The sequence below is a fragment of the Lujinxingia vulgaris genome, assembly GCF_007997005.1.
Lineage (GTDB): Bacteria > Myxococcota_A > Bradymonadia > Bradymonadales > Bradymonadaceae > Lujinxingia.
In genome coordinates this window covers 84,838-106,620 of sequence record NZ_VOSL01000006.1, presented here as the reverse complement: position 1 = coordinate 106,620, position 21,783 = coordinate 84,838, and the positions used below count along the sequence as shown (strand labels likewise).

The window sequence follows — 21,783 nt, the reverse complement described above, 5'->3', positions numbered from 1 at the left end:
GGCGACCTGCCACGCAGGCGCCTCGGGTGGTTGACAGAGTTTTAGAGGGTCCAGTAGCTTACGCCCTCTTTGATGGCGAGCCCGCGCGCGCCTGAGCGCGCCCGGTTGCCCTCGCCGGATGATAACGTCTTAAAGTGATCGTTGAACCTGGCCGGCGCGGCCCTGTGTCTTCGCCCAAGCCCTGGTCCGACCCCTGGAGCGGTAAAGTTCATGCCGAGAACATTCAAAGCCACCCTCGCCCTGATCGGAGTCCTGATCGTGGTTGCCCTGCTGGCGATTATCAGCATCGCGCAATCCTACCAGGCCAACAAAAAGATCATTGAAGTCAACCGCAGCCTGGGTGACCTCAATCGCACCACCGAGCGCATCCTCTCCCAGCTGGAGTCGGGCGTGGCGGTGGCCGGCAACGCCGGCGGGGGCGCTGGCGCCTCGAACGACCGTTACGCCGCGGCGATCAACGATCCCGACAACCTGCTCAGCCCCGCCACCGACCAGCTCATCGCGCCCGACGCGGTGCAGGGTGGCACGCTCAAGCGTCTGATCTCCAGCGACCCCAAGGGGTTCAACTGGCTGACCGAGAACTCCGTCGACGTCAGCGAGATTCAGTCCTACGTGCACAGCGGCTTCGCCCGCCAGGATTTCAACAACCCGGACAACTTCGTCTCGGACCTGGCCTACATGGTCGAGGTCAACGACGAGAACACCGAGTACACCATCAGCCTGCGCGAAGGCGTCTACTGGCACGTGCCCAGGGTTGACTTCAGTGATCCGAAGCACGAATGGCTGCGTGAGCCCCGCGAAGTGACCGCCGAAGACGCCGTCTTCTACTTTGAGATGGCCATGAGCCCGCAGGTCGAGGCCGGCGCGGTCAAAGGCTACGTCGAAGACATCGAGAAACTTGAAGTCCTCGACAAGCATACCTTCAAGGTCACCTGGAAGCGCCCCGTCTATCACTCGCGCTTCACGACGCTCCTGGCCTACCCGCTGCCCAAGTGGCTCTTCTCGCGAGACCGCGAAGGCAACGAGATTCCTGAAGAGAGCGTTCCGGTCGAGTTCAACACCCACTGGTCTGCGGACTATCCGATTGGCACCGGCCCCTACCTCTTCGACAGCTACACCCCCAGTGGTCAGGTCGTGCTCACCAAAAACCGCGACTACTTTGGCGCGAAGCCTCCCATCGAGCGCATCGAGTTCCACATCATCAAGGATCCCGAGCAGGGTTTTGCTCGCCTGCTCAGCGACCAGCTCGACTTTTTGCCCTCACTGCCTGAGCCTCGCTACCGCAGCGAGATCTTGAACGGAGGCCCCGAGAGTCCCTTCAAAACCGGTGAGTTTGAGCACGAAATCATCGATGCATTCGCCTACTATTACGTGGGCTGGAACATGGATAAGCCTCTTTTTGCCGACCGCGACGTGCGGCTGGCCATGACGCACGCGTTCAACCGTCAGAGCATCATTGAGAACGTGATCAATGGCCTTGGCGAGCTGCAGACGGGTCCTTTCTACTACGAGCACCCGGCCAACGATCCAACGATTGAGCCTATCCCCTTCGATCTGGAAAAGGCCGCCGAACTTCTCGATGGAGCCGGTTGGGTGGATACCGATGGTGACGGCATCCGCCAGAAGACCATCAACGGCGAGAATGTCGATTTCCGCTTCACGCTGACCTCGTACAACAAACCGACAGTTCGTAGCTGGGTGACAGTGTACCGCGAAGATCTGCGTAAGATCGGCATTGAGATGCGCGGCGACTTTGTGGAATGGCCCCTGATGCAGCGTCGCATGGACGACAAGCAATTCGATGCCTTCACCGGCGGCTGGGGCTTAAGCTGGTTCAACGACCCCTACCAGATCTGGCACTCCAGCCAGGCGGATATCCCGAAGGGTTCCAACCGCGTGGGCTTCCGCAACGCCGAGGCCGACGAGATCATCGAGACCCTGCGCGTGACCTTCGACAACGAAGAGCGCACCCAGCTCCTGCGTCGTTTCCACCAGATCGTGCACGAGGAGCAGCCCTACAGCTTCTTCTACGCACCGAAGCAAACGGTCGCCTGGAACCCGCGTCTTGAGAACGTAGTCTTCCAGAAGATTCGCCCGCAGACGACCTCGCTGCCCTGGTACATCGACGAATCCGGCGAGTGAGCGACGTCGGCGCCGAGGCAAGCCCGGTGAGGCTAGCCTCGGCGTTGTGCGATTAAGGCATCCTTCGCGCGCCTGACACTCGCGCGCAACCGGCCCCCTGAGGGCGAGGCAACATGTTTACCTACATTCTAAAGCGCGTCCTGCTGATGATCCCGACCTTTGCGATCATCTCGCTGATCATCTTTCTGGTGCTCAACCTGGCACCGGGAGATCCGGCGGCTGCGGCCAACCCCGACGGCACCGAGACCGTCTCGCAGGACGCCCGCGAGAGCTATCGCATCTTTAAAGAGCAGTTCAATCTCGACAAACCGATCCTGCTTAACACCCGCTACGGCCTCACCATCGAAGACGTCGAAGAGCCCTTGCGCGTCGTCGCCGACTTCCAGCGTCCGGTCTGCGCCGAAGGTGCGCCGGTCACTCCCGAGTGCACACCGGCCGATGAGCGCCCCATGTCGGCCGACATCATTGCGGCGCAGGAAGAGGTCGAGAATTACGGCAATTACGCTGTGCCGCACCTCATCGCCCTGGCCCAGAATCACGAGCGCCTCGACATTCGCCGCCTTGCTGTGCAGCGCCTGGCGATCAATGCGCAACGCCCCCAGGTCGACCGTTTCAATCCGGATCCGAGCGACGAGCTGCGCGAAAGCAACCGCGCCATCGCCGCAGAGAACAATCAGCTTCGCTCCTGGTCCATCCCTCAGGATGTGACTCCCGAAGACGTGGATACGATTCTTGAAGAGAAGTGGCTGCCCTGGTTCAACGCAAATATAGAGCGCTTCGAATACTCCGCGGCCGATAAAGTGGGCATCTTTTTCTTCGATACGCGCTTTGCCAAGTACTGGGAGAACCTCCTCACGCTCAACTTCGGGGTGAGCACGGTGGACCGCCGCCCGGTCTTTGACACGGTGATGCAGAAGCTCCCCTACACGATGACCTTGAGCTTCTTCTCGATCCTCATCGCGTACCTTATCAGCGTGCCTCTGGGCATCTGGAGCGCGTACAACCAGAACACCAAACGCGACCAGGTCGTGACCATCGCGCTCTTTGTGCTCTACAGCCTCCCGAGCTTCTTTACGGCGGTGTTGCTCATTCAGTTCTTCGCGGTGGGTCGCCCCTTCTCCTGGTTCCCGGCAGGCGGCTTCATCAGCAATAATTCAGAGAACATGGCGGTGCTGGAGCAGATGGGCTCGATCGCCTGGCATATCCTGTTGCCGCTGATCTGTCTGACCTACGGCTCGCTCGCCGCGCTGAGTCGCTACGCGCGTACGGGCCTGCTCGACGTGATCCGCGCCGACTACATCCGCACCGCCCGCGCCAAGGGCCTGGCCGAGTCGATGGTCGTGCTCAAGCACGCGGTGCGAAACGGCATGATTCCCATTCTTACGCTGCTGGGCACGCTGCTTCCCACGCTGGTGAGTGGCTCGATCGTCATCGAGTTCATCTTCAACATCCCCGGCATCGGGCTCTACCTCTATGAGAGCATCTACATGTACGACTACAACGCGATCATGGCCTGTCTGCTGATGTCGACAGTGCTCACGCTGATCGGGTTGTTGCTCTCGGACATCAGCTACGCGCTGGTCGACCCGCGCATCACCTTTGATTGATGGGCGCTCTCTGAGCCCGCAGGATTCGACCCTTTTTGCCGGGGCGCTTAAAGCGCCCGGCTCGCACCTTACGTTGGACAGGCGACGATGACCGACTCCCAAACCTCCTCCAGCCCCCCGCGGCCCGAGTACAAGACCTACGGGCAGATTGTCTGGGGTCAGTTCAAGAAGTACCGACTCAGCTACTACAGCGTCTACGGCGTGCTTGCGCTCTTCGTGATCGCGATGGTCGCGCCGGTGCTGGCGATGAACGTGCCCTTCTACATGCACATCCCCGAGGGTGTGGGGCCGTATACGCAGCTTCAGGGTACGACGAGCTTTCCGTGGTTTGCGGCGCTCTTCGACCAGAACTTCTTCGACAGCGGCGTCGACATCTTTTTTAACTTCCTGCTCTTCTACGTCCCGGTAAGCCTTGTGGGCTGGACGTTGATGATGCGCTTTAAAAAAGACCTCACCGACACCGCGCGCAGCAAAGCTCGGCTGCGCTTTATTGGCATCGCCTCATTGGTGGGCATCGTACTCTTCTCGGTGATCTACCTGATGGCGTTCAGCCAGCCCTACGTCGACTACGCCTCGCTCAAAGAGCTCGAGGGCGCTCGCCTGATCTTCCCGCTGATCGAGTACTCCTACCGCGACGTGGACCTGATGGCGGTGAGCCAGGGCCCGAGCCTGGAGCACTTTCTGGGCACCGACCGCCAGGGTCGTGACGTGTTCACGCGCCTGATCTACGGCACGCGCATCTCGCTGACGATCGGCGTTGTGGCGGTGAGCATTTACACCGCGATTGGTCTTGTGCTGGGGAGCCTGGCGGGCTTCTTCGGCGGCCGCGTCGACAATATCATCCTGCGCATGATCGAAATTATGATGTGCTTCCCGGTGCTCTTTCTGATCCTGACGCTTGCCGGGTTTATCGAGGAGCCCTCGATCTTCCACATCATGCTCATCATCGGCCTGACGGGCTGGACGGGCATCGCCCGACTGGTGCGCGGGGAGTTTTTAAGGCTGCGTAATCAGGACTTTGTGCAGGCGGCCATCGCGCTGGGCTTTACCCGCGCACGCATCATCTTCCGCCACGTGCTTCCCAACGCGGTGCAGCCGGTCTTTGTCTCGGCGACCTTCGGGGTGGCCGGGGCGATCCTGATTGAGGCCACGCTGAGCTTTCTGGGAGTGGGCCCGGCCAACGCGCCGAGCTGGGGACAGATTCTGACCAGCGGGCGGAACACCCAGCAGATGACGCTGATTCTCAGCTCGGGCTTTGCCATCTTCGTCACCATCAGCCTGCTCAACCTCATTGGTGAGGGGCTGCGCGACGCCACCGATCCTAAACTTCGTAAGTAAGAGCGGACCTTATGGCCAACGATAGCAGCAAAACGAACACCTCCGACGAGGTGATCCTGAAGGTCGACGGGCTCAAGACCTACTTCTATACCGACGACGGGGTGTTGCCCTCGGTCGACGGGGTGAGCTTTGAGATCAAGCGCGGGCGCACGCTCGGGCTGGTCGGCGAGTCCGGCTCGGGTAAGTCAGTGACCTCGCTGAGCGTGTTGCGGCTGATCCCGCAGCCGCCCGGAAAGATCGTCGATGGTCAGATCCTCTTTGGCGGCCAAGACCTGACCAAGCTGACCGAAGCGCAGATGCGCAAGGTGCGGGGCAACGACATCTCGATGATCTTTCAGGAGCCGATGACCAGCCTTAACCCGGTCTTCACCGTCGGCAACCAGATCATTGAGGCGATCCTGCTCCACCAGGACATGGACTACGCCGAGGCGCGCGAGTACGCCATCGATATGCTGGCCAAGGTGGGCATCCCCGCCCCGGAGCAGCGCATCGATGAATACCCCCACCAGATGAGCGGGGGGATGAAGCAGCGCGTGATGATCGCGATGGCGCTCTCCAGTAAGCCAAAACTGCTGATCGCTGACGAGCCGACCACCGCCCTCGATGTGACGATCCAGGCCCAGATTTTGGAGCTCTTGAAGTCGCTGCAGGGCGAAGCGGGCATGTCGATTCTCTTCATCACCCACGACCTGGGCGTGGTGGCCGAGACCTGCGATGACGTGGCGGTGATGTATGCCGGGCGCATCGTGGAGTACGGCGACGTCTACACCGTCTTTGAGAAACCGGCTCATCCCTACACCATCGGGCTGTTCAACAGCCTGCCGACCATCGACACCACCGGGGCGCGCGGGCGCGAGGATCGCCTCTATGTGATCCCCGGGATGGTGCCGCGTCCTCAGGACTTCCCCTCGGGGTGTCGCTTCCGCACCCGGTGTCAGTTCGCCACCGAGAAGTGCGCGCAGCTCCCGCCCACCGTCGAGCTTGAGCCCGGCCACACCGCGGCGTGCTGGTACGCCGAGAAGGTGCGCGCGGGCACCCAGCCCACCACCGACGGAAGCGTGGCGGCCGACGGCTCGGTCGCCCCCAACGAAGATGCGGCGGAAGTCGCACGGTAACCTGCTTAAGGCCCCAAGGTACTCGCTATGAGCGTCGCCCCTACTCTGCTTGAAGTCCGCAACCTGAAGAAGCACTTCCCCATCAAGAAGGGCCTCTTCAACCGTCAGGTCGGCTCGGTGAAAGCCGTCGACGGCATCTCCTTTGAGGTCAACGCCAACGAGACCGTCGGGCTTGTCGGGGAGTCGGGTTGTGGCAAGACCACCGCGGGGCGCTCGCTCTTGCGCCTGCTCGAACCGACCGATGGTGAGGTGCTCTACAAGGGGCAGGATATTCTGAAGATGGGGCCGGCGGAGATGCGCAGCCTGCGGCGCAACCTGCAGATCATCTTCCAGGACCCCTTCTCCAGCCTCAACCCGCGCATGACGATCGAGAGCATCATTGGCGAGGCGATCACCTTTCATAAGGTGGCCCAGGGGCCCGAGGTGCGCGAGATGGTTGAGGGGCTTCTGGAGCGCGTAGGGCTTCAACCTTCTTACATCACGCGTTATCCGCACGAGTTCAGCGGAGGTCAGCGTCAGCGCGTGGGCATCGCCCGGGCGCTCGCGCTCAACCCGGACTTCATCGTCTGCGATGAGGCCGTCAGCGCGCTCGATGTGTCGGTGCAGGCCCAGGTCATCAACCTGCTGATGGATCTTCAGCAGGAGTTTAACCTGAGCTACCTCTTCATCGCCCACGACCTCTCGGTGGTGCAGCATATCTCGGACCGCATCGCCGTGATGTATCTCGGGCAGATCGCGGAGTTCGCCGAATGCGACGAGCTCTACGACAACCCCTTGCACCCCTACACCCAGGCGCTGCTCTCAGCGATCCCGCAGCCCAACCCGCGACGGCGCGCGCAGCGCATCATCCTCAAGGGCGATGTGCCCAGTCCGATGAACCCGCCCTCGGGCTGCCGCTTTCATACGCGCTGCCCGGCGTGTTTTGCCCCCTGCAAGACCGTGGAGCCGCGCACCGTCGAGCCGACGCCGGGCCATAAGGTGCGCTGCCACCTCTACGATCCGGAGTTTGCGCCCAACGATCCCGACATCTGGGCGCGACTTCCTCGCCAGCCCGAGGCGCCGGTGACGGTCACCGGCGATGAAGGTGACGCGCCGGCGAAGCGCGACGCGTCGAGCGACGCTGCCCCCGATGGCACCGATGGAGTGGCCAGCACCGAGGCGGCCGAGACGGCCGAACCCGCAGCGACCTCAACGGTTGAAGAGGCCGGCGCCGAACGATCCGATGTCTCTTCAGACAACGCATCTGCGGAGAGCGCCGAAGCGGACAGCGCCGCGAAGAGCAACGCCTGAGCCCGGTCGTCCGGCAGGGTTCTTGACACCCTTTAGACCCGGTGCGACCATCCGGGCAGATTGAGAAGGGCCTTAAATTTCGCGCCTGATCGCCCTTTTGTTCGGGCGAATCAGGCTTGTAAGGCCGGCCTGGCGTGGCCACCGCCGCGACAGCGTTGACCCCTCTGCACCTCACGTCCGTTTATCTTTTCAAGGAGGATCTGCCCCTCATGTTCAGCGTACTTATCAGCGAGAAAGGTGGGCAGCAGTCACGGCTCGACTTCGACAAGTCCGAGATCACCATCGGGCGAATGAAGGGCAATGATATCGTCCTTCCGAAAGGCAACGTCTCCAAGCAACACACCCGCATTGTGTTGCGGGACAACGCCTTCTTTATCGTCGACTTGAAGAGCACCAACGGCACCTACGTCAACGGGCGTAAGGTCACCGCGGAGCAGGCGGTTGGCGAGGCCGACAAGATCTACATCGGCGACTTCATCCTGCAGGTTGAGCAGCCCAACGCGGCCGCGAACCCCGGACCGCCGATGCCGCCGCAGGCCCCCGGTCGAGGGCTTCCGCCGCAACCGCCGCAGGCCCCGGGTGGCAACCGGCCGATGGATCGGCACTTCCCCACGGTGATGGACGGCCCGCAGGCCGGTGGTTTCGGCGGCCAGCCCCAGAGCGGACCTCAGCAGCCCTACCAGGCCCCCCAGCAACCTGCTGCCCCGCAGCAGCCTGCTGCACCTCAGCCGCCGGCCAGCGGGCCGCAGAGTGCGCCTCCGCGTGCGCCATCGATCCCCGGCGCCCCGATGACGCCGCCGACCCCGACGCCGCCCCCGGGTGGTGCGATGGGTGGTGCGATGGGGCAGGATCTGCGCCAGACCTACGCCGATATGGACGCCCACCCCATCGACGCGGACGTGTTGGAAGTCGCTCCCGAGGTGGAGCCGCTCACCGAAGATGAACGCGTCACCGGCGAGGGCCAGGCCTACGATCCGGGCTTCGAGGAGGTTGACCCCTTCGATGTCGCGGCCACGCCCACGCCGGCGCCCCAGGCTGCCCCGCAGGCGCCTGCCAGCCCGGAGCCCGCTGCCCCGGCGTATGAGGCCCCGGCCTATGAGGTGCCGGTTTTTGATGCGCCTGTCGACGACGAGCCCGCCCCCCCTGCCCCGCTGGACGAAGGCGTGGTGGAGACGCCCGGACCTCAGGGCATCCGTCCGCTCGCCACGCGCATCGCGCTCGAAGATGAGTTTGATGCCGACGCGCACCTGGCCCAGGTGGATGTCGCGCGTGTCGTCTTCGAGAAGATTGGCGAGGACGAGCTCCCCCTCTCCTACCCGCCCGAAGATGGCGACCGCGCGCGCTTTGAGAACATCATCGATGAGGCCATCGAGGTGGTCAGCCCCTCGGGCGACCGCGAAGCGCTGATCGACACGCTGCTCACCGAAGCGGTGGGGCTCGGCCCGGTGGAGTCCTACCTGGATGACCCGGACGTTCAGGCGATTTACGTCAACCGTTTTGACCGCATCATCCTGCGGCGCGGCGGCAAGCTCGTGATCGCGCCCCGGGTCTTCAGCCATCCCGAGTTTCTGACCGTCGCCGCCCGCCGGCTTCTCGGACCGCAGGACGGTGTCTCGCCAGCCGATGAGGTTCGCTTTAGCGACGGGACGCGGGTGCATATCGTGATGCCGCCGCTGGCCGTCGATGGCCCGGTTCTGACGATCCGCAAGCCCCGGCGTTATCAGCCCTCGCTTGATGAGCTCGCAGCACAGGGCACGATGAGCGCCGGCATGGCTGACTTCCTGCGACGGGCGGTCGAAGCGGGCCGCTCTATCGTGATCGCCGGCCCGACAAGCTCCGGAAAAACCACGCTGCTCGGCGCGCTGAGCCGACTGGTGCCCGAGAGCTCACGGCTTATCGCCATCGAAGAGCACAGCTCTCTGAACCTCGACGCCCCCACAGCCCTTCGCCTGGAGGCCAACCCGGCCCAGGGCTTTGATATGCGCTATTTGCTCCGCGGCGCGGTCGCGATGCACCCGCAGCGCATCGTGCTCGATGAGTGCCGCGGCGCCGAGGCCTACGACTGGGTCACCGCCGCGGCCAGTGGCACCGAAGGCAGCATGCTCACCCTGCACGGATCCAGCGCGGTCGACGCCCTGGGACGGCTGGAGAGCTTGAGCCTGCTGGGTGCGGCCGACCTGAGCCCGCGCGGGTTGCGCGAGCAGGTCGCCCGCTCGGTCAACCTGGTCGTCGTGCTGCATGCGACCAGCGAAGGGGGCTTCCGTGTCCAGCAGATCTCGGAGGTTCAAGGGGTCGACCTCGACACCTTCCGCCTGGGCGACGTCTTCTACTACCGCGTCGAAGGCGGCACCGGCGAGTTTTACCCGACGGGTTATATCCCGATGTTTTATGAAGACCTGCGCCATGCCGGCGTCGACGTCGACCTGGGCATCTTCCGCGAGTAGCGTGCTGAGCGTGGCGCCGCAGTCCTCCTGAAGGTCGCGGCGCCTTGCTCTGCCGCCATCATCATCGGCGAACAACATGTTTACGATCACGATCGAAGACCAGAACGGGCAGGTCGCCGACACCTTCTCATTTGACCACGGCTCGTATGTGGTGGGGCGTCTGGACACCTGCGATGTGGTGCTGCCCACGGGGAGCGTCAGCCGCGAGCACGCGCGCATCTTCGTGCAGGAGGGGCGCTGCTACATCGAAGACCTCGGCAGCGCCAACGGCGTCATTGTCGACGGGCAGCGGGTGGTGCAGCAGCGCGATCTGGGCACCGCCAGCCAGATTCGCATCGGCGACTACTACCTCTACCTGGAGTTCAAGCGCTCGGCGCGCATGCAGAATCAGAACGTGCTCTCGACCCTCTTCATCGACTCGGGCAGCGAGCACCATAAACTGGTGCGCATTAATGATGCGTTCGCCGGCGAGGAGTTCAGCCTTTCGGAGGTCGAGAACACCATCGGTCGCACCGACGAGAACTTCATCCTTCTCTCGGACGCCTCGATCAGCCGGCGGCACGCGATCATCGCGCGCCACGGCGACCTCTATTCGGTGGTCGACTGCGGGAGCTCCAACGGCACCCGCCTCAACGGCAAAGCGGTGCAGTCACAGCAGGCACTCTCCCCTGGCGACCGGGTGGAGTTCGGCAACCTGGAGTTTGTCTTTGTCGAGGGCAACGCCACGGTCAATCCGGCCGAGTATGCCGCCAGCGCAAGTGGCGGCGCGATGACCACGTACGCAGGCCTCGCGGTGCTCGTGCTGCTGGGGCTGGCGCTGGGTGGCGCGGCGGTGTTCGCGCTTGTGAACTCCGGCGACGGCGACGGTCAGGCCCAGGCGCAGGCCCCTGCCCCGCCCACGCTTGAGGAGCAGGTGGCCGAGCATATCGCCGCCGGTCGTACGCAGCTGGAGCTTGGCAACTGGGATGGTGCGATCGCCGCGGCCAACGAGGCGCTGGCGCTGGCGCCGCAAAACGCCGAGGCGCGCGCGCTTCGCGATCAGGTCGATGTGGAACGTCAGGCCGCCGAGAAGCTCGCCCAGGGTGAACTTCTCAGCGAGCAGGGCCGTCATGAGGAGGCGCGCGAGATGTTGCTGCAGCTCCCCGAGGGCTCCATCGCCGAAGAGCGCGCGCAGACCACCCTGGCCCACCTCAACCGCACCATTGCCTACAACCTGCGCAGCGAAGCGAGCCGCCTCTTTAAGAGCCGCCGCGACGCCGATCCGAAAGCCGCCCACGCGCTGCTGGTGGAAGCGCTGGAGGTGCTCCCCGACGATCAAGAATCGCGGGCGCTGCTCGATGAGGTTGAGGCGCATATGCGCGAGAAACGCATCGCGTTTGAGGCTTACGCCCCGGCGCCTTGAGCGACTCGAAACAGCGAAGAACGCAAAAAACGCCGGCCCGAAGGGGCCGGCGTTTTTTGCGTTCTGAATGCCGAATGAGGATTGCAGATTCAGTCCTTTTCCATCTCGGCGATACGCTCGCGCATCAGTCGAATCAGCTCGCCCCAGCCCTCATCTTCGATGATGGGCACGTAGCCCTCGCGGTAGGTCTCTTCCAGGCTGATGTCATCGATCACGAGGTCATAGATGCGCCAGGTCTCGCCATCTTGATACAGGCGATAGACCACCGGGTAGGTCTTGCCTTCGCGGGTGACCTCGCCACGCACGAAGGCGCGGGAGCCGCGGGTGCGCTCATCGCCATAGGTGATGGTGTAGTCTTCGTTGAGCGTGCGGCCGCTGAGCTTGTCCTGGTAGTTGGCCTGGAGCATGCGCTGCAGAAGGTCGAGAAACTCCGCGCGCTCCTCCGGCGTGCGTGCTTCCCAGTGCTCACCGAAGGCCTGAGAGGCCAGGTAGGCGAAGTCCAGGGTCTGGTTGAGCTCGCGGGTTAGCTGGGCGTTGCGCGCCTCGCTGTCGGGCTTCTCAAGCACCTTCGCGATCGCGGAGGTGCGCTCCTCGACCACCTCGGCCGGCGCATCAGCCCAGGCGTTGAGGCTCAAAAGGGCCAGAGAAGCGCCGGCGGCCAGCCCTGCGACCCGTCGAATGATGGACGTGGAGTTCTTCATACGTCATGCTCCTGCTTGATCGGTCATTTTGTGCGACGCACCTCGCCGCGCTCATCCTTAAGACAGCGGGGAGGCGGTCTTCATTCAACCCGGCAGACCAGAAAGTTCAGTTCGTGCCGGGCTGCGCGTTGAGGTCGGAGAGCAGATCGAGGGAGGGCGCACCGATGGTGCGGGCCAGGCGCGCGCGCGCGTCAAGGTAGCCGTGGGCCGATTCGAGCACGGCGACTTGCGCTTCGTAATAGGCGCGCAGCGGGTCGAGCGCGTCGCGCATATCGTTCGACTCGCTGAGCTGCTGGGAGAGCCCGTACTGGTTTCGCCAGCGGCGCGCCGCGTCCAGGCGACGCTGCTCAATGTGCATGCGCTCGCGAGCATCGATGGCGGTGCGCCAGGCCTGCTCCACCTCCAGAGCGACCGCGCCGCGGGCGCGGCGCGCCTGTGCCTTAAGCTCGGCGAGCTTCGCGTCGGCCTCACCGACCTTGCCGCGCTGCTGGGCAAAGTCGAAGTTCCAGCGCAGCCCCAGGGCCACCCCGAAGGTCAGGGAGTTGAGGGGATTGGCGTAGGGGCGGGTCCACAGGGTGTCGACGTTGACGCAGGGCTCCCCCGGGGCCGCGCGGCGGCAGACGCGCTGCAGCGCCGGCGATTCGGTCGACCAGGCGAACCCAAAGTCGGCTGCGGCAAACACGTTAGGAAGATACTCGCGGCGCGCCAGGGAGGTCTGCAGCTCACGGGCGCGAATCGCGCCCTCGAGTTTTTGAAGATCGGGGCGGTTGGCCTCGGCGAAGCTCTGGCAGGCCTGGAGGCTGGCCAGCGGAAGATCGGCCTGCTCCGGATCGAGGGGCGGCACGCTCAGCGGCTGGTCCACCTCGGTGAAGTAGCGCAACGCAGCCTCACTCAGGTCGCGAAGGCGGGCGTTGTCGAGGACCATCGTGTCGAGCTCGGCCTTAAAGATCTGCAGCCGGCGCAGATCTTCGGTCGAGAAGTCGGCGTCGCCGAAGTCACGCGCGTCTTCCATCTCGCTCAGCGTCTCATCGACCATCGACTCCCCTTCGGCGAGCAGGCTGCCGAAGGCCTCGGCCAGCTGACGACCAAAGTAGGCCTGTCGGGCGCGAAGAAGTTGCGTCTCAACGGCCTCGGAGGCCTGAATCTCGGCGACATCCACCCCGACCTCGGCCAGCTCCTGCGCCAGCCCGAGGCGTCCAAAGGTATAGACCGGCACGATGACCCGCGCCGTCTGTCGCACCAGCGGCCCGAGGTTGAGCGCGAGGATCTCATCGAGGTTTTCGTCGATGCGCGAAGGGTCAGCGTTGGCCGGCACGGGCGCCACCAGCGTCTGAGCCTCAAGTTTGGGCCACCAGGCGCGCTCCGCGCGGTAGGATTGCCAGCGGGCGTGGTCGCGCCGGGCCTGCTGCTCGGCCTGAAGATCATCGCTCTGGCGAGCGCGCGCTTCGACCTCTTCCAGCGTCAGGGAGACGACCTCGCCACGCCCCTCTTCGGCGCTCTGAGGCGCCTCTTCGGCTTGGGCGTCGGGCAGCTCGGCGAGGAGCGAGACGCTGACGATAAGCGCGAGCGCACCTGCAGAAAAACGTGTGCAAACCATGGACTCACCGCGGGCCGGTGTAGAGGAGCTGCACGCGCGGAGCGGCTTCGGCGCGGGCGGCCTCGGCGGTCGAGCGCACGCTCGCGCTCAGCAGTTCCTGCACAAAGCCCATGCTCTCTTCGGGCGGATAGACCACGGGGGGATCCTCAAGACCGACCTCGGCAGCGAGGTAGTCGATGGTGTCCTGCAGGGTCCCGATCTCATCGACGAGCTTGTTGGCTTTTGCCTGACGGCCCGTGTAGACGCGCCCGTCGGCCAGGCGGCGCACCGCGGCCTCGTCCAGCTCGCGGCAGGCCGCGACATCTTCGACAAACTGATTGTGGATGTCGTTGACCATCTCGGCGAAGACCGCCTCATCCTGCGGCAAAAATTCGCGGAATGGCGAGCCGGAGTCTTTGAACTCGCCGCTCTTGATGGTGTTCACCTCAAGGTCGACGCGGTTGATGATGCCCTCGACATTAAAGAACTGCGTGATCACCCCAATGGAGCCGGTGAGCGTGCCGTTGTTGGCGAAGATCGTGTCGGCACCGCACGCGATGTAGTAGCCGCCGCTGGCTGCGGTCGCGCCCATGGAGATGGCCACCGGCTTGACCTCTTTAAGGTCTTTGACCGCCTCGTAGATCTCCTGCGAGGGGGCCACCGCGCCGCCCGGGGAGTTCACGCGTACGACGACGGCTTTGATGTTGTCGTCTTTCTGAAAACGGCGGATGTCTTCGATGGTGTCTCTGGCGTCCATGATGGTGCCTTCCACCTCAACCACGCCGATGCTCTCACCGGGGCCACTGAAGCCCTCCGGGGAAAACGCGGTGACGAGCACCGCGATAAAGATCATCAATCCGAAGAAGAGCGCGCCAAAAATGGCGACCAGGGTAATAATTCCACGTTTCTTCATGCGATATCCTCAGAGGTGACGCCGGGAGCCGGGCCAGGGGCGGCGGCGCGATCGTTCGATCTCAATCGCGCCCCTCATACCACGGAGGGCGTGGAGATCGAAACCAGACGCTACACGTTCAGCCAGATCGCCGCGGCGAAGATCAGGGCGAGCGCCAGGGCGAGCCACTCGCCGGAGAGCCAGCGCGCCCAGAGTTGGTAGCGAGCCCCCGGCGCCGCCTTGATCCGCAACGCGATCCGCTCGGCGCGATCATTTAGACGCGCCAGCCCGCGCGTCCAATGTCGCTCCAGGAACGCGCTGAAGCGGTTGGACCCGCGCAGCAACACCAGGCTCAACACGACGGCAGGCCCGAGCAGGTCGCCCGGAGCCACTCGCCCCACCCCGCGATGCAGGACCGTGCCGGAGGTCCCCGTGACGATCCAGGCCACCGCGGCGACGACCACCAGGGGCCAGAGCGCCGACCACACCGCGGTCAGCGTCTGAATGCTTCCGAACCATTTGGAGGGAATCGCCAGGGGGAGGATCGCCAGCGCCCAGAGCGATCCGGTGGCCAGGATGGCCCAGGCAACTAGCCCGGCCCCCGGCAGCGTCTCGGTGTCGCGAGCGGCGCGCGCGCGCCACACGACGATGAGAAAACGCGCCATGAGCACGCCGGTCGCCAGCGCCCCGGCGACCAACCAGACATCGAGCAGGGCCGTGGGCAGCCTCACATGCTCAAGGTGCGACACGCTCTTGAGCGCGTATTTGGCCAGCGCGCCGCTGGTCAGCGGTGCGCCGCAGAGGGCGACGGCGGGTAAGAGCACCATCACCGAGCTGATGAATGTGCGCCGCGTTGAGCCGGAGAACGCCAGACGAGGCGCGGCGTCGACGCTCAAAAAGAGCGCGCCTTTGGCCAGACCGTGGTGCACGACGAAGACGACGATGGCCAGCAGCGCCGTCGGGTAGGTCGAAGGCCAGCGCGCGGCAATACCGATGAGCAGTGCGACATACCCCATCTGACTGACGCTGGAGTAGGCGAGGATGGTTTTGGGCTTTCGCTGCAACAAACCTACGACGACCGCGCCGAAGGTTCCGAGCGCGCCCAGCATGACTGCGCTTGCCCCGAGGGTAGGAAGTTCGATCTCTCCCAGAGGCAGAAAGCGAAGCCAGCCGAGCACCCCGGCTTTGATCATGGCGGCGCTGAGCACGGCGCTGGCGGCGGTGGGCGCCGCCGGGTGGGCCAGGGGAAGCCAGATGTGCAGCGGGACGAGCCCCGCCTTGACCCCGAAGGCGCCAAAGATCAGGGCGATGGCCAGAGGTGCAACGCCCTCGGAGGTGGCGAGCGCGTGGCGGATTTCAGCCAACTCCCAGGTGTCGGCCATCGACCAGGCCAGCACCGCGCCGGCCCAGAGGGCCAACTCCGCCGCGACCGTTAGCGCCAGATACACCCTCCCCGCACGCCAGGCCGAGACGCTCATCGCATGGGCGACCAGCCCGTAGGCCGCGTAGCTCATAAGCGCGAAACCCGACATGAAGCTGATCATATCCATCGCGCCGATCAGCACGAAGTTGCCGGCCATCGCGCCGAAGAAGAAGACGCCGAAGCGTCGCAACCCTCCCTCATCGCGCATGGTGGCTGCGGCATAGACCGACGCCATCGCCCAGACCACCGCGCAGACGGCAAGAAACGCCATGGAGGTCACATCCAGACCAAATCGCGCCTCCATCAGCATCGTGGGGACGCGGCCGCTCTGCTCGCCGACCACGCCGAGGGAGGCCAGCGCCGGGGCCGCCCACAGCGGTCCGACCATCAACGCGAGCCTCGGGCGACCGAGCGCCGAGAGCAGCGCGCCCAGGAGCGGAAAAGCCAGCGCCACAACCAGCCCGACCACAGCGATCGACTCCATATCGGCCATCCTTAAAGCCCTCCGATGCCGGACTCAGGATCGGGATAAATGCGCGTAACGATCAGCTCAACCCACGAGAGAGGACTGGCCGTTGAGCTGGCCCACAGCCCCATCGCGATCACCAGAAGTGCCGTGATCACCGGCGGCACGAGCAGGCTCAGGTGGGTCTCCAGACGCCCTGCATCGCCCTCCCGAGGCCAGGGGCGCAGGGGTTCCTGGAAGTAGGCACGGAAGACGACCGGCAGAAAGTAGGCCGCGTTCAGCGCGCTGGAGGCCGCCAGCACGGCCAGCGCCCAGGGTGACCCGCTGGCCATCGCGCCGGTCCCCAGGGTCCATTTGGAGATGAACCCCGCCAGCGGAGGCACCCCGATCATCCCCAGCGCGCCGATCGTAAAGGCAGCCATCGTCCAGGGCATGCGGCGGGCGACTCCGCGCGTCTGGGAGATGCGATGGACTCCGAGGGTCTCGGCCAGGTTGCCGGCGCAAAAGAAGAGCGTGATCTTCATCACCCCCTGGTGCACCAGATGAACAATCCCGCCCACACTGGCCAGCGGGCCGCCGAGCCCCACGCCGAGGATGATGTACGCCACCTGGCTGACCGTGGAGTAGGCCAGCATCCGCTTGAGCTTGTCCTGGGAGAGCGCGCGAAGCGAGGCATAGAGGATGGTGATTGAGGCCCAGATCGCCAGGCCCGTGCCCAGCCCCAGCTCGCGCACAAAGGTGATGCCGTAGACATCATAGACCAGGCGGACGATCCCGTAGGCCCCGGCCTTGACCACGGCCACCGCGTGCAACAATGCGCTCACCGGAGCCGGCGCGACCATCGCCACCGGCAGCCAGCCATGCAGGGGCACCAGCGCCGCTTTGACCCCGAGTGAGGCGACCATCACCCAGAAGAGGATGATCAGCGCCTGATGATGATCCTCATAGTGCGCCGCCAGCGCTCCGCCCTCAGTGAAGTCAAAAGGCCCGACCACGGTATGCATCCACACCACCGCGACCATCAGCGCGGTGCCGCCAGTCAGGGTGTAGGCCAGGTAGATTTTGCCCGCTCGCAGCGCTTCGCGGGTCCCCCGATGAACGACCAGCGGATAGGTCGCAAGAGTGAGCAGCTCGTAGAAGAGCACAAAGGTAAAGAGGTTGCCGGAGAGCGCGATGCCCGTGGTCGCGCTAACGCACACGCTGAAAAACCCGAAGAAGCGACTGCGCCCTGGCGAGCGCTCCAGATAGCCAATGGCGTAGATGGTGGTGATCAACCAGAGCACCGCCGAGAGCACCACGAAGAGCATGGGCAACGCCGAGGCATGAAGCACCAGATCGAAGCCCGGCATCAGGGGAAAACGCGTCTCGTAGATCTGCCCGCGGTAGACGCCAAAGACCATCGCGGCGATCAACGCCAGCTTCGTCAGCGCACCGAGCAGGTTGAGGGCGGTGCGTGCGACGACCTGATCTTCGCGCAGCAGGAAGATCGCCAGCCCGGGGACCATCGAGCTGAGCACCACCGCCAGGGGTAACCAGAAGAGTACGCTCAAGGGGTGACTCCTTCGGCCAGACTCTGCCCGAAGGGCAGGCCCACCTCCAGAAGTGCAAGCGGAGCGCCGGCGGCAAGTCCCAGCGCCACGGCCACCGCCCCCAGAACCAGCGCTGACCACCCCAGGGTCGCAGGGATCGGACGCAGCGAAGGTGCACCCTCGCGCGGCGCTCGCTCAAAGGCCAGCGCCAGCACACGAAACACATACGCCGCCGCCAGAAGACCTCCCAACGCCACCGCGATCACCACAATCACATCGCCGGTGGCCGCCGCCGAGGTGATGAAGAGCCACTTGCTGACATAGCCTCCGCTGGGAGGTAGCCCCATCAGGCTGATCCCCCCCAGCCCAAACGCGAAGAAGGGTAGCGCCAGCCGTGCCCCGACCCCGCGCATCTCCTCGATCTGGTCATGGCCGACGGCGCGCGCGATCGCCCCGGCGGCCAGAAACATCGCGCCCTTGGCGCAGGCATGCGAGATCGCAAAATACGCCCCGGCCTGCCATCCCGCGCTCCCGTCGGCTCGCGGCCCCAGCCCGAACACCAGAAAAAGATACCCCACCTGGGCGACCGTCGAGTACGCCACGAGCATCTTCAAGCGCTGCTGACGCAGCGCACGCCAGCTGCCCCAGATCACCGCGATCAACCCCAGGAGCATCAGCGCCTCCCCCACCGGTTGACTCACCGAGGCCGGAAACACCACCACCCAGAGGCGCACCAGAATGTAAAACGTCACCTTGATCACCAGCGCGGAGAGCAACGCGCTGACCGCCGCCGGCGCGTCGGCGTGGGCCGGCGGCAACCAGAAGTGCAGCGGGAAGAGCGCGGTCTTTAGCGCCAAACCTACCACCATCACCACGAGCGCGGCCTGCGCCAGCGTCCCTGCAATGAGCGACTCACCGGCCTGAAAGAGCGCCAGGGTCCCCACCTCGCTGTAGATCAAGACCACGCCCAGCAGGTAGAGCAACGAGCCGCTCAGCGTCACAAAGAGGTAGCGCATGGCCGCCGGCAGCGCCCGCCCCCCGGCAAGCGCGACCAGGGAGACGGCGCCCAACCCCACAACCTCCAGCGTGACGTAGAGGTTAAAGAGGTCGGCCGACGCGAACACCCCGTTGATCGCCGCCCACACCAGCAACCAGATCCGCCAGAAATAAGCCTCTCGACGACCTTCCACCTCCTGACGTTGCGGATCGCCCGAGCTGTCTTTGGCTCGAAAATAGGCCAGGGCATAGACGCTGACGACCCCACCGACCACCGCGGTCATCGCGATCATCAACGCCGAGAACCCGTCGATCCACAGCTCGATGCCCGCCGGCGCGCCCCACCCTCCCAGGCGCTCGCGGCGCGGCCCCGAAAGGGCCACCGCCACCACGAGCAGCAGCGCGGCAGCGGCGCTGGCAATCGACGCCCCTATGCCGCAGCGCGCCGCGTAGCGGCGAGGCCACAACGACACAAAAAGCGCCCCGAGCAAAGGCACCCAGATCGACGCGCTGATCAGCGGAAGCCCCCTCACATCGGCCCCCTCTCTTCGACCGAGCGCTCACCACGCTGATCGTAGATGCGTTGGATCAGCGCCAGCCCCAACGCCGTGGCGCTCACCGCAACGACGATCCCTGTGAGCACCATCGCCTGGGGCACCCCATCAGGCCCCCCTTCCACGCGCCGCGCGCCGCCAATCAACATCATAAACACACCGGTGCTCAGGATGTTCACGCCCATCATCCGCCGCACCAGGTGGCGGCGCACAACCCAGGCAAACACCCCCACCGAGACCAGTCCCGCGCCGGCGATCACGTAGATCTGCGAAGGTATCATGGCGCCTCCCCGCCGCCAGACTCCACGTCCAGCCCTTCTCGCCCGCCGGAAAAAAGCCCCAGAAGCACAAACGCGATGGTCGCCGCCCCCGCGACCTCGATCGCCAGGATCCACCCTCGCGCTTCGCCCGCCGTATAGCTCCAGACCTCGCTGCCCCCCTGAGCGCTCAGCGCGCCGGCCACTCCGGCGACCATAAAGACCACCACCCCCACGACCACCACGACCTTTCGGGCCGGTCGAAACTGCGTGGCGGGAACCCTCTCGCCGATCAGCAACGTGAGCACTCCGCATGCTCCCAGCACCGCGCCGCTGGCGAACTCCCCTCCCGGCCGGCTCGTTCCCGCCCAGAGCAGATAGATGCCCAGAAGCCAGAGCACCGGTAACATCCCGCCTACCGTGCGCATCAAGATCGGGTCGGACGGCCGCCAGTGCACCCGCGCCTCCGTGGGGTGCAGCGACCACGCCCCCCAGAACGCCACCACCAGCACCACAACCTCCAGCATCGTATCGTACGCCCGAAAGTTGAGCAGGACCGCGGTGACCACGCTGCTTACGCCGCTTTGCTCCAGGAGCCCCTGCACCACATCCCCCGCAGCGGGCTCCAGAGAGCGGCGCCTCAGCGCCCCCGCCGCAACCAGCCCCCCGAGCCCCAGGCTCGCCAGGGCGACGCCGTACTCAAAGATGTGACGTGTCCTCACCCTCCCCCCTCTCGCCCGGTCTCTGCTCGAGATGCCCCAGCGTGTTTAAGAAGAGCGCCCCGGTGATCCCCGCGCCCACCGCCACCTCGACCATCGCCAGATCCGCCGCACCCAGCCTCGCCCAGGCCACCGCCACCACCACCCCCATCGTCACGAAAAGCACGACCGACTTGAACAAGTCCGCCTGCGAGACCGCCCCGACCGCCAACACCCACAGGGTCACCATCAGAACCACATCGAAGACGATCACAGGTCCCCCCCCTGCTCCGGTTTTACGCCCTGCCGGTAGGCCTCCCGCGCCACGAGATGGCAGGAGATCGCCCCGGCGATCATCACAAAAATCCAGATCAACACCAGCTTAAGCACCAGCTGCCACCCCGGAGCCTGAAGGCTCAACCCGAACACCAGCAGCCCCATCCCCAGGTTGTCGGCCTTGGTCAGGGCATGCAGGCGCGTGTACACATCCGGAAAGCGCAACATCCCCACCGAGCCCGCCACAAAGAAGAGCGCCCCCAACACCATCACTCCGACGGCAAGCGCCTCCCTCACCCCCTCCATCTCCCTCCTCTCACTGCGGCATCGACGCCCGCTCCGTCCGCTCGACAAACGCCACCACCGTAACCGCCGCCAGCGACGCGAACACCAGCGCCACATCGATCAGCGACCAGTCCTCCAGCATCGCTGCCAGCACCAGCACGGTGGCCGCGCCCGAGCTGCCAAACAGCTGCGCGCCCATCATCCGGTCCGCCCCGCTGGGGCCTCGCCAGATGCGGATCAACGCCGCCGAGAAACTCCCCAGGACGAGCGCCGCGACCACAATCATGCCCCCTCCCCGGCCACAAACATCGCCGCGATGCGTCGCTCCAACTCCTGCAGCTGCGCCTCCACCGGCGCTTCCAGATCAATGGCGTGAACCATCACCGACGTCTCCCCCAACTCCACACTGAGGGTGCCCGGCAGCAGACTGATGATGTTGGCAAAGAAGACCGCCGGTGCCCTCCTGGCATCCAGGCGAAGCGGGTACTCAATGAACCCCGGCCGCAGGCGCATGCGCGGGCTCATCGCTCTCCATGCCACATCCACGCCCCCCTGAAAGGAGGCCCGAACAAAGTAAATCAGAAACATACCGAGCCCCCGCATACGCACCCGATGCGACTCATCGCCAACCCGCCGCGCTGCCATGAACGCCGCGCTGAGCACCGCCGGCGCCCCAAACCACCAGGACGCCGGCTTGTCCCCCGCCCAGATCCACCACAGCGCGGCAAAAAACACCACGCGCCAGAACACGCCCACCGCCATCGCCTCCCCCTTGCGCCCCTCACTCCATCA

Annotated in this window: 19 protein-coding genes; 7 read left to right on the top strand and 12 right to left on the bottom strand. The window is 64.9% G+C overall.

The genetic code is table 11. From position 1 onward, the window contains the following. Positions 1–210 precede the first annotated feature (210 nt). The 7 genes from FRC96_RS01290 (at position 211) to FRC96_RS01260 (ending at position 11,338) form a co-directional block, all read left to right on the top strand. Entirely contained in the window at positions 211–2,142 is a 1,932-nt protein-coding gene (locus FRC96_RS01290; RefSeq protein WP_146972231.1) for an ABC transporter substrate-binding protein, read from the top strand. Between the two features lie 113 nt (positions 2,143–2,255). Further along, positions 2,256–3,749 carry an ABC transporter permease gene (locus tag FRC96_RS01285; protein ID WP_146972230.1) on the top strand — a complete coding sequence of 498 codons (1,494 nt, stop codon included), beginning with the start codon at positions 2,256–2,258 and terminating at the stop codon, positions 3,747–3,749. A gap of 87 nt (positions 3,750–3,836) precedes the next feature. Next, positions 3,837–5,087, top strand: a complete 1,251-nt coding sequence (locus FRC96_RS21630; RefSeq protein ID WP_230469734.1) for an ABC transporter permease — start codon at positions 3,837–3,839, stop codon at positions 5,085–5,087. Between the two features lie 11 nt (positions 5,088–5,098). Beyond that, positions 5,099–6,202: an ABC transporter ATP-binding protein gene (locus tag FRC96_RS01275; protein ID WP_146972229.1), complete on the top strand. Its 1,104-nt coding sequence runs from the start codon at positions 5,099–5,101 to the stop codon at positions 6,200–6,202. A 27-nt stretch (positions 6,203–6,229) separates the two neighbouring features. After that, complete coding sequence (locus tag FRC96_RS01270; protein ID WP_146972228.1) at positions 6,230–7,492, top strand: ABC transporter ATP-binding protein; 1,263 nt, start codon at positions 6,230–6,232, stop codon at positions 7,490–7,492. 209 nt (positions 7,493–7,701) lie between these two features. Next, positions 7,702–9,936 carry an ATPase, T2SS/T4P/T4SS family gene (locus tag FRC96_RS01265; RefSeq protein ID WP_146972227.1) on the top strand — a complete coding sequence of 745 codons (2,235 nt, stop codon included), beginning with the start codon at positions 7,702–7,704 and terminating at the stop codon, positions 9,934–9,936. A gap of 76 nt (positions 9,937–10,012) precedes the next feature. Beyond that, entirely contained in the window at positions 10,013–11,338 is a 1,326-nt protein-coding gene (locus FRC96_RS01260) for an FHA domain-containing protein (protein WP_146972226.1), read from the top strand. Positions 11,339–11,427: 89 nt separating this feature from the next. Here the strand turns inward: FRC96_RS01260 and FRC96_RS01255 are convergent, their stop codons facing one another. From FRC96_RS01255 to FRC96_RS01200, 12 genes are all read right to left on the bottom strand, one after another. Further along, the gene (locus tag FRC96_RS01255; RefSeq protein WP_146972225.1) at positions 11,428–12,039 is read right to left on the bottom strand and encodes an MlaC/ttg2D family ABC transporter substrate-binding protein; all 612 of its coding nucleotides are present in this window, start codon (positions 12,037–12,039) and stop codon (positions 11,428–11,430) included. 106 nt (positions 12,040–12,145) lie between these two features. Then, on the bottom strand, positions 12,146–13,636 hold the full coding sequence (locus tag FRC96_RS01250; protein WP_146972224.1) for a TolC family protein: 1,491 nt from the start codon (positions 13,634–13,636) through the stop codon (positions 12,146–12,148). A gap of 4 nt (positions 13,637–13,640) precedes the next feature. Further along, entirely contained in the window at positions 13,641–14,528 is an 888-nt protein-coding gene (gene sppA, locus FRC96_RS01245; protein WP_146972223.1) for a signal peptide peptidase SppA, read from the bottom strand. A 110-nt stretch (positions 14,529–14,638) separates the two neighbouring features. Next, positions 14,639–16,414: a complex I subunit 5 family protein gene (locus FRC96_RS01240; protein WP_230469733.1), complete on the bottom strand. Its 1,776-nt coding sequence runs from the start codon at positions 16,412–16,414 to the stop codon at positions 14,639–14,641. An 11-nt stretch (positions 16,415–16,425) separates the two neighbouring features. Next, the gene (locus tag FRC96_RS01235) at positions 16,426–17,901 is read right to left on the bottom strand and encodes a complex I subunit 5 family protein (protein ID WP_146972251.1); all 1,476 of its coding nucleotides are present in this window, start codon (positions 17,899–17,901) and stop codon (positions 16,426–16,428) included. A gap of 41 nt (positions 17,902–17,942) precedes the next feature. Continuing rightward, complete coding sequence (locus tag FRC96_RS01230; RefSeq protein WP_230469731.1) at positions 17,943–19,394, bottom strand: complex I subunit 5 family protein; 1,452 nt, start codon at positions 19,392–19,394, stop codon at positions 17,943–17,945. Between the two features lie 56 nt (positions 19,395–19,450). Further along, positions 19,451–19,756, bottom strand: a complete 306-nt coding sequence (locus FRC96_RS01225) for an NADH-quinone oxidoreductase subunit K (RefSeq protein ID WP_146972220.1) — start codon at positions 19,754–19,756, stop codon at positions 19,451–19,453. Next, positions 19,753–20,454: an MnhB domain-containing protein gene (locus tag FRC96_RS01220; protein WP_146972219.1), complete on the bottom strand. Its 702-nt coding sequence runs from the start codon at positions 20,452–20,454 to the stop codon at positions 19,753–19,755. Before FRC96_RS01220 ends, FRC96_RS01225 begins: the two co-directional genes overlap by 4 nt. Beyond that, positions 20,432–20,680: a Na(+)/H(+) antiporter subunit B gene (locus FRC96_RS01215; protein ID WP_146972250.1), complete on the bottom strand. Its 249-nt coding sequence runs from the start codon at positions 20,678–20,680 to the stop codon at positions 20,432–20,434. Before FRC96_RS01215 ends, FRC96_RS01220 begins: the two co-directional genes overlap by 23 nt. 20 nt (positions 20,681–20,700) lie before the next feature. Next, on the bottom strand, positions 20,701–21,012 hold the full coding sequence (mnhG, locus tag FRC96_RS01210) for a monovalent cation/H(+) antiporter subunit G (RefSeq protein WP_146972218.1): 312 nt from the start codon (positions 21,010–21,012) through the stop codon (positions 20,701–20,703). Positions 21,013–21,022: 10 nt separating this feature from the next. Then, positions 21,023–21,277: a monovalent cation/H+ antiporter complex subunit F gene (locus tag FRC96_RS01205; RefSeq protein WP_146972217.1), complete on the bottom strand. Its 255-nt coding sequence runs from the start codon at positions 21,275–21,277 to the stop codon at positions 21,023–21,025. Next, entirely contained in the window at positions 21,274–21,753 is a 480-nt protein-coding gene (locus FRC96_RS01200; RefSeq protein ID WP_146972216.1) for a Na+/H+ antiporter subunit E, read from the bottom strand. Before FRC96_RS01200 ends, FRC96_RS01205 begins: the two co-directional genes overlap by 4 nt. Positions 21,754–21,783: the final 30 nt, after the last annotated feature.